The sequence below is a fragment of the Rhodopirellula maiorica SM1 genome (genome assembly GCF_000346295.1).
Classification (GTDB): domain Bacteria; phylum Planctomycetota; class Planctomycetia; order Pirellulales; family Pirellulaceae; genus Novipirellula; species Novipirellula maiorica.
The window spans coordinates 1-7,775 of the sequence record NZ_ANOG01000088.1 but is presented as its reverse complement, the minus strand read 5'-3'; the positions used below and the strand labels follow the sequence as shown (position 1 = coordinate 7,775).

6 protein-coding genes are annotated in these 7,775 nt (G+C 54.9%); 3 read left to right on the top strand and 3 right to left on the bottom strand.

Annotation, left to right across the window (positions count from 1 at the left end):
- On the top strand, positions 1–915 hold a 915-nt coding region (locus RMSM_RS02680; RefSeq protein ID WP_315850127.1), incomplete at its 5' end, for a vitamin B12 dependent-methionine synthase activation domain-containing protein.
- Here the strand turns inward: RMSM_RS02680 and RMSM_RS40580 are convergent.
- From RMSM_RS40580 to RMSM_RS02670, 3 genes are all read right to left on the bottom strand, one after another.
- Positions 900–1,040, bottom strand: coding sequence for a hypothetical protein (locus RMSM_RS40580; RefSeq protein WP_008691185.1), 141 nt, complete (start codon positions 1,038–1,040; stop codon positions 900–902). The genes RMSM_RS02680 and RMSM_RS40580 overlap by 16 nt on opposite strands.
- A 61-nt stretch (positions 1,041–1,101) precedes the next feature.
- Positions 1,102–1,677 carry a nitroreductase family protein gene (locus RMSM_RS02675; RefSeq protein ID WP_040763772.1) on the bottom strand — a complete coding sequence of 192 codons (576 nt, stop codon included), beginning with the start codon at positions 1,675–1,677 and terminating at the stop codon, positions 1,102–1,104.
- 95 nt (positions 1,678–1,772) lie between these two features.
- Positions 1,773–3,833, bottom strand: a complete 2,061-nt coding sequence (locus RMSM_RS02670) for a prolyl oligopeptidase family serine peptidase (RefSeq protein ID WP_008691181.1) — start codon at positions 3,831–3,833, stop codon at positions 1,773–1,775.
- A 345-nt stretch (positions 3,834–4,178) separates the two neighbouring features.
- On the opposite strand from RMSM_RS02670, the gene RMSM_RS02665 reads away from it, so the two are divergent.
- Both RMSM_RS02665 and gcvT read left to right on the top strand, forming a co-directional pair.
- A complete protein-coding gene (locus RMSM_RS02665; RefSeq protein WP_008691179.1) occupies positions 4,179–6,479 on the top strand; it encodes a ribonuclease R family protein in 2,301 nt (766 codons plus the stop codon).
- Positions 6,480–6,629: 150 nt separating this feature from the next.
- Entirely contained in the window at positions 6,630–7,751 is a 1,122-nt protein-coding gene (gcvT, locus tag RMSM_RS02660; protein WP_008691177.1) for a glycine cleavage system aminomethyltransferase GcvT, read from the top strand.
- Positions 7,752–7,775: the final 24 nt, after the last annotated feature.

Here is a 7,775-nt window from a genome sequence, read left to right as displayed (position 1 = left end):
AAGCCTTCGTTTACCGGCGTGAAAGTTCTGCAGGATTTCCCGCTTCCCGAGATTCGGCCGTACATCGATTGGTCGCCGTTCTTCATGACTTGGGAATTGAAGGGCAAATATCCCAAGATTTTCGATGATGCCCTGGTCGGAGAAGAAGCCAAAAAAATCTATGACGATGCGAACGCGTTGATGGATCAAGTCATTGCCGATGGTTCGCTGAAAGCCAACGCGGCCTACGCGTTTTGGCCTGCGGCCAGCGACGGTGACGATGTGATTCTGTACACCGACGAATCACGTAGCACCGAGTTGTCGCGTTTCCATTTCTTGCGTCAGCAGTGGGAGCGGAAAGGCCAAAAGGATTATCGATCGCTTGCCGATTACATCGCACCGGTCGATAGTGGCCGTCAGGATTACATCGGTGGCTTTGTCGTCACCGCTGGGATCGGAGCCGATGAGTTGGCCAAGAAGTTCCGAGAGGAATTGGACGATTACAAGGCGATCATGGTGCAAGCGGTCGCGGACCGGTTTGCCGAAGCGTTCGCGGAGTTGTTGCACGAACGTGCTCGTAAGGATTGGGGTTTTGGGCAAAACGAAGGCCTCGATAAAGACGAGTTGATCAGCGAGAAGTATCGTGGCATTCGTCCGGCAGCCGGCTACCCGGCTTGTCCCGATCACACTGAAAAGCGAACGCTGTTTGATTTGCTCGATGCCGAGAACAATACCGGGGTCGAGTTGACATCAAGCTATGCGATGTACCCCGGTGCGGCCGTCAGCGGTTTGTATTTCGGTCATCCCGAATCACGCTACTTTACCGTCGATCGCATGACCAAGGATCAAATCGAAGCGTACGCCAAGCGAAAAGGCAAACCGCTGTCGGAAATCGAAAAATGGCTCAGCCCGAACTTGGCCTACGAACCCGAGTAAAGTGGGGGATAGGCCGCCACGCGTGTCAAAGATCCGCCGTAGCGAAACTCCTCGTAGCAAAACTCGCCAAGAGTTTCGGGCGGAATCCCCTCGTAGCGAAACTCGCCAAGAGTTTCGGGCGGCATGGCCCTTCCTTGAATGGCAACAAGCTTTCCCAAACACCCGGCCGCTTGCCACCTACTTCATTCAATCGCGAACCCAGCGGACTTTGGCCTCCACGCTGCCACGACTGCTTTCGGGCCAATCGCCTTGAGGGTAACCGAGATAGAACAGACCAAGGGCTTGATCGTTCTCTTCGAGTCCGATGAAATCTCGCATCTGCGTGCTGGTGGCGGCGACATTGGTCGACCAGAAACCACCTAGCCCATATGCGGCGGCGGTCAGGTGCATGTTTTGCACCGCACAAGCGACAGCCAGCAGTTCGTCCAACAACGAGATCTTTTCGCTTGCTTGGCGTTTCATACCGATCGCAATCACGACCGGAGCACAAGTGGCGTTCGCTCGCATCCCGTCGTATTTCTTTTGCTTGAACGTTTCCTCGGTGGTCAAGCTCTTGTAGGTGTCGGCCAAGAATTCGGCCAATCGAATTCGGGCATCGCCGCAGAACACCGTGAACCGCCAGGGCTCGGTCATACCATGCGTTGGTGCCCAATTTGCATTTTCAAGCAATTCGTTGACGATTGCCTCGTCCACATCACGCTGTGAATACTGCGTCGGTTTAATCGTCCGCCGGTTACGAATCACTTGGCTGACAGGAAGCATATCGGGTCCGTTCTTAAAGAAATCGAGTGTCATTCCGCAAATCGCCGTTTTACCCGATTTTGCCCGCCGCGTTTAGCTAAGGTTGGCTGGGCGGACTACTTCATCTTCCATGCTTCGTCGAAGAATCCGGCGTCGACGACTTTGCCGGGCCATAGCGAGTCGGCTGGCGTACGAATGTCGATGATCGCCCAGTCCGGAAGCTTGGGGACTTGGCGTGCGTTGTTGAGATAGGCGTATTCGCGATACGTAAACCCGCTGTTGATGACCACGTAGCGGTCCGGATTCTTTGGATTGGGGTAAATCATCACCGGCGCGTGGTTCGCAGCGTCAAGCGATTTGTGGTTCTCGCCCGTCGTCACGCGGCTTCCTTCTTCATTCCAGCGGATGGGCAGTTCGCTGTGGATCGATTTCAGCAACACGTTGCTGGCGGGGTCGCCGAACACAATCAGATGGCTGGTCGCGATGTCGTCGTCGCTGATTTCCGTGTCCTTTTTGACGATCGCATCGCCGCGGAATTGGCGACGCCACTCATGCACCAAATGATCCAGTTCAGATTTTGCCCAGGCGTCGGTCTCGGGGTGAAATCCTTTGCTGGTGGGAGCGACAATAATGAATCGATCCATGAACGCATCGTCAATCGGTCCTTGGACACCATGTCGTTTTGCAATGCCGGAGGTTGCCGGACGTGATCCGATTTTCCATTGATCGCCATCGCGATGGATTTGGCAGTGCCATGATCGGTCCGATTCCGGCCGCGGGCCGACTAGGATTTGCCGGGTGGTGGCAGATTCGCTGTCGTGGTTCGAACCGAATTCAATGATCTCGATTTGAACCGGTTGGCGGGGGTGGAACGGGGCGTCGCCGGCGGCGAGATCAAGCTGGATCCCGCGAACGCCATCAACGGTGACGCGAATCGTGTTTTCGGAACCAGACAACGTGGCGTTGACGGTCGCCCGTTTCCAGTGCTCGGCCAGTTCATCGACGGTCAGCCAGAACGAACGGTTGTAACGCAGCGTGTAGGTGGTGAAGTCGATGGTCGTCGGGACGCGATCACGTCCTCGGTCGGCAAGATTGGCGAGTTTGCTTTCGATTGTTTCTAGCGAATCGGGGTGGATCGCGTGTTTGGTTTGGGGACCAATCAGGTGTGTTAGCTTCAGCCCCTGATCGCCCATCGCTTGTTCCATGATGTCGGCGGCTTGTTTTTGGATGTCCAGTTCGCCGCTGTAAGCGATGGTTGGCAAATTGAACAGGTTATTTGCGTAGCCGGTGCAATCATACAATTGCCACAGTTTTTCTTCGTACCAAGTTGGCGACAGTGTTTCGCCCTGAAACGACTTCAGAAATTCAGGAGTCTCCGAGAAACCGGCACCTGGCGTCGCGGCAAAAAATCGGCTTGGATAGTGCACTGCAAATTGCCAGCAACCTGCCCCGCCCATTGAGAAACCACGGATGCTAATACGGTTTTCGTCCACACGGTATTGCGACTTGGCGTGGTCAAGGGCTTCGAACACGTCGATTTCGCCTGCGAATTTGAACGCGTTGCTGTAGCGACCGTAGGGATGCACGATCAGTGTGTTGGCGGGCGAGATTTTGCCAACGCGATTCATTCGTTCATGGATAAAGAGCGACTCGGTGGATCGTTCGCCGCGTCCGTGTAACCAAATGTCGGTGCGATACTCGCTTGCTCCGCTGAAATCGTACGACTCAGGAACGACGACTCCGTAGGGCTGGACGGTGTCATCGATACGTGAGCGAAATCCTCGCACGACCAAGCCGGTTTGCGTGGTCCAGGGAGCGTTCCCCTCGTTTAACGCGTCTGCACGAGCATGTCCTTCGGCCAGCACCTCTCGGGCTTTAGTGATGTCGTTTTTGTGAAACAGTTCTCGGTGCGAAATTGCATCCCGGATCGCTCGCGAGAAAATCTCGACATCGGGGATCAGCGATTGCAGCTTCGTGTTTTTTGATTTACGGAGCTGCTCGATTTTCTTATTCAGCTGTGCCAAACCGCCCTCGAGTTCGTTGCGATCGGCCTGGCTGAGCTCGATTCCAAGGGGAGGAACCGGGCGAACTTGGTCGGCCACGTTGTCGGCGGGGCCATCGGCGAGGGCTGTGGAGATCAGCAGCAAGAGGACCAGGAAGGGAGCGGTGCTTCGCATGGGGGGCATTCGGTGGGGAGAGTGGGAGAGTGGGAGAGTGGGAGAGTGGGGGCAATTGTAATCCAACCTGATCGCGTCTTCAGCCGTGGGGGGGAACATCGGCTACGCAAATAAAGTGAACCTTTTGGCGTATCACTGCGTCTAAACAGTCAATCCCCAGGCTCTAACCGCGCGGTATCGCTCTAACATGGCTGCCGCATTCCACGATTTCTCTTAAAATCGCAAGCGGGTTTTGGTGCTTTTCAGCCCAATCGGATGCCTGACGAGCACTTTCTGTGTCGTAAGAGACCGCCGGTCTCCACAGGTGGAGTGTTCGGAACCTATCAATCGGATATCTTTTTCTGAATGGATGTATCACCCGAATTAACCGACCAGCTGCTTCGTCATATCAGCTCGTCTGTCTACCGCCCCAGCAAACCCAAGCAAATCGCCAAGGCGCTAAAGCTGGATTCCGATGGCTACCGCGAGCTTCGGCGAGTTGTCAAACAACTCGTGATCGAGGGCCGCGTGGTTTACGGATCGAATCACTTGGTGATTCCCGCCGGTGCCTTCGAAGGAGGCAGCGACTACGTTCGCGGCACCTTCCGCCGCGCGATGGGAGGCGGCTTTGGTTTCGTTCGCCCCGGCGAACACGATGACGAAAGCGAAATTGCCGAGCACCTCTTTGTTCCTCCTGGTTCGACCCACGGCGCCCTCGAAGGCGACATCGTCGAAGTCAAGGTCCAACCGAGTCGCAAGGGAGGCCAAGAGGGAGTTGTTGTCGAAATACTGCAGCGTGCACGACGCCAATTCACGGGCACGTTTCGCATGATTCGTGGCGAGCCCGCGGTGTTCCTTGACGGGACGCCCTACAGCCAACCCGTGTCGATCGGTGACGTTCGCGGGTTGCCGCTCAGCGACGACGACAAAGTGTTTGTCGAAATGGTCGAATTCCCCGACGACGATGGTCATGGTGGCGAAGCGGTGTTGCTTGAACGATTGGGCAGCAGTACCAATCCGGCAATCGATACGCTGACGATCATGCGTCAATACGGATTGCCCGACAACTTTCCCGAAAGCGTGCTGGACGAGGCTCGCGAGCAAGCCGATGCATTTAACGACGAGGTCGTGCCAGAGGGACGCAAAGATCTGACCGAGTTGCTGACGATTACGATCGACCCGTTTGACGCTCGCGACTTTGACGACGCAATTTCGCTCGAGCGTGAACAGGGACGTTGGCGTTTGTGGGTACATATCGCCGATGTCAGCAGCTTTATTCCCGAAGGAAGTGTGCTGGACGAAGAAGCGAAAAACCGAGCGACCAGCGTCTATTTGCCCGATCGCGTCGTGCCGATGATTCCTGAAATCATCAGCAACCACTTGGCGAGTCTGCAGCCGGATCGCATTCGATTGACCAAGACGGTCGAAATTGAAATGCTCGACGATCTGACGATCACGCATGTCGAAGTTCACAATGCCGCGATCCTCAGTGATAAGCGTTTTAGCTACGAGCAAGTCGACAAGTTTCTAGCCAACCCCGATGCCCAGCGTGAACCGTGGGGCGATGAGATTTGTGATCTGCTTTCACGGATGCATACCCTTGCAATGCAGATGCGAAAGGCTCGCTTCAAGGGTGGTTCGTTGTCGTTGGACATGCCGGACGTCAAATTGGATTTTGACAAATCGGGCAAGGTGCGCGGCGCGCACTTGTCAGAGAACACTGAGAGCCACCAGATCATCGAAGAGTTCATGTTGGCTGGGAATCAAGCCGTGGCTTCGTGGTTGGACGATTTGGAATTGAATTTCCTGCATCGCATTCATGAACCGCCGCAGCGCCGTAAACTCCGTGATTTGCACTTGTTTGTCCGTGACTTGGGAATCAACGTTGAATCGCTCGAAAGTCGGTTCGAAATCCAACGGGTGCTCGACAAGGTTGCGGGCACGACGCTGGAGCAAGCGGTCAATTTTTCGGTTTTAAAATCAATGAACAAGGCGGTCTATGGGCCGCAGCGTGAAGGGCACTACGCACTCGACATGGAACATTACTGTCACTTCACCAGTCCGATTCGTCGATATCCCGACTTGTCGGTGCATCGGTTGGTGCAAAAACTGCTCGACGGCAAGAAAACGCCTGATGATTCGTTCCAGGTGTTGCTGCGGCTTGGCCATCATTGCAGCGACATGGAACGCAATGCGCAGCAGGCCGAGCGTGATTTGATCGAGTTAAAACTGCTTCATTTCTTGAAAAAGAAAGTGGGCGAGAAACTTGATGCGGTGGTCAGCCGCGTGTTTGCCGACGGTATCCATGCGCGTTGTATCAAATTGCCGGTTGACGGATTTTTGCCGGTCGCAGCGTTGCCGCAAGACCGTTACCGATTTGAGCGCCAGGGACAACAATTGGTCGGGTTCCGCGACGGAAATCGATTTCGATTAGGAGATTTATTGACGGTACAGATCGCCAAAATCGACCTGCAAGAACGGCAGCTGTTTTTTGATTTGGTTAAAAACCACTCCTCAGAAGCTGGGCCTGTGGCCTCACGTCGTCCGAAACACAGCAAGGAGCGGGTGGGAACGAAACGCAAAGAACGAAGCTCGTCAAAAGAAGAAGCGGCGAAAGCGATAACGCAATTGCGGCTTGGGGCTTTTCGCTCGCGGTGTTCCGTATAAACTGACGCGAGTTGGTCGGCATCGGCCGGACACACACTGATCGTTGACATCACGGCCGCCTTACCCCCTGACTAACGCACTTGCGGTAGCTCTGTGCTACCTTGCTGGTGCTGAAAATCGATGGACACTCCTGCCCCTAGTGGACTTGCCATGAATACCTCGCTTTCCACCACCCCGTTGGATGCATGGCACCGGTCCGCCGGTGCGAAAATGGTCCCCTTCGCGGGCTACGAGATGCCGATCCAGTATTCTTCGATCGTCACTGAGCACCAAGCGTGTCGAACATCGGCGGCCCTCTTTGACGTCTCGCACATGGGACGGATTCGCTTTGACGGCGATGGCAGCGAACAACTGCTCGATCATCTGTTGACTCGCCGTGTATCAAATTTGCCGGTGGGCGGCGTTCGCTACGGATTGATGTGCAATGCCGAAGGCGGCGTGTTGGACGACGTCTTGGTATCGCATTTGAAGACGCCTTCGGATCGACGGTTTCATTTGTTGGTCGTCAACGCGTCGAATCATCAGAAAATTGTGGACTGGATCACGCCACATCTGCCCGATTTTCCTACGGTGACGATGTCCGACCGTACCGAGTTGACAGCGATGATTGCCGTCCAAGGTCCCAAGGCAATTGATGTTTGTAAGAAACTATTCACATTTGATCCCAGCCGTTTGAAATATTACCAGGCGACGATCACTGATCAGTTCAAAAAGCCAGTGATCCTCAGCCGAACCGGCTATACTGGCGAAGATGGTTTTGAATTGATCGTTCGCGCTGAAGAAGCCAACCGTATTTGGGAGAACATCATGCTGGCCGGTCGCGACGAAGGCTTTGCCGCGGCGGGGCTAGGGGCTCGCGATACGTTGCGAATGGAAGCCGGTATGCCGCTGTATGGTCATGAGTTAAACGAGTCGATCGATCCGATTTCCGCAGGGTTGTCGTTCGCGTGTAATTTAAAAGACCGTTCGTTTATTGGTGACGACGCGCTGCGTGCGGTCAAGGCCGAAGGTCCGAAACAAGTTCGCGTGGGGATGATTCCTGAAGGCAAACGGCCGGCACGCGAAGGCTGTGACGTGCTCGATGCCGATGGAAAGAAAATCGGTTTTGTCACCAGCGGTGGCCCCTCGCCGACGCTCGGTCATCCGATCGTCATGGCCTATGTCGATGCCGAGTATGCCGATGCGAAACAGTTTCAAATTGATATTCGCGGGAAGACCGTGGTTGCGAATGTGACCCCCCTTCCCTTTTACAAACGTCCTAACAAGGCTTGATCGTCCAAGCCAATCGATCGTCAA

Excerpts from the sequence above, each read along its gene's own strand:
- gcvT (WP_008691177.1), top strand. The coding sequence starts at position 6,630 with ATGAATACCTCGCTTTCCACCACCCCGTTGGATGCATGGCACCGGTCC.
- RMSM_RS02675 (WP_040763772.1), bottom strand. The coding sequence starts at position 1,677 with ATGCTTCCTGTCAGCCAAGTGATTCGTAACCGGCGGACGATTAAACCG.
- RMSM_RS02670 (WP_008691181.1), bottom strand. The coding sequence starts at position 3,833 with ATGCGAAGCACCGCTCCCTTCCTGGTCCTCTTGCTGCTGATCTCCACA.
- RMSM_RS02665 (WP_008691179.1), top strand. The coding sequence starts at position 4,179 with ATGGATGTATCACCCGAATTAACCGACCAGCTGCTTCGTCATATCAGC.
- RMSM_RS40580 (WP_008691185.1), bottom strand. The coding sequence starts at position 1,040 with ATGCCGCCCGAAACTCTTGGCGAGTTTCGCTACGAGGGGATTCCGCCC.